1 protein-coding gene is annotated in these 221 nt (G+C 70.1%); it reads left to right on the top strand.

All coding sequences use genetic code 11. From position 1 onward, the window contains the following. Nucleotides 1-28 precede the first annotated feature (28 nt). A partial coding sequence (locus IC66_RS0120875) for a DUF1850 domain-containing protein (RefSeq protein ID WP_038948876.1) occupies nt 29-221 on the top strand: 193 nt, incomplete at its 3' end.

The following is a 221-nucleotide window of genomic DNA, read 5'->3' as shown; positions in this document are numbered from 1 at the left end:
AGCGCCCGCCTGTAACGGTCGAGGCGGTGTGAGCCTCTGCTTCGCAACGGCTTTCGGCGTGAAGGCGCTGGCGCTGTCCGCCTTCACGCTGGTCTGGACGCATTCGATCGCGAAAGTCGACTGGCAGGAGGACTGGCGCGTCACCCCCGCCGGTCTCGAACTGGTGCAGGCCCGCGTCAAGGGTACCGGCCCCGGCATGGAGCCGCCCTCCGAGGCGCGGC

Origin of the sequence: Bradyrhizobium genomosp. III (assembly GCF_000261705.1) — a bacterium.
GTDB lineage: Bacteria > Pseudomonadota > Alphaproteobacteria > Rhizobiales > Xanthobacteraceae > Bradyrhizobium > Bradyrhizobium ottawaense.
This window is presented reverse-complemented; position numbering and strand designations above follow the sequence as displayed.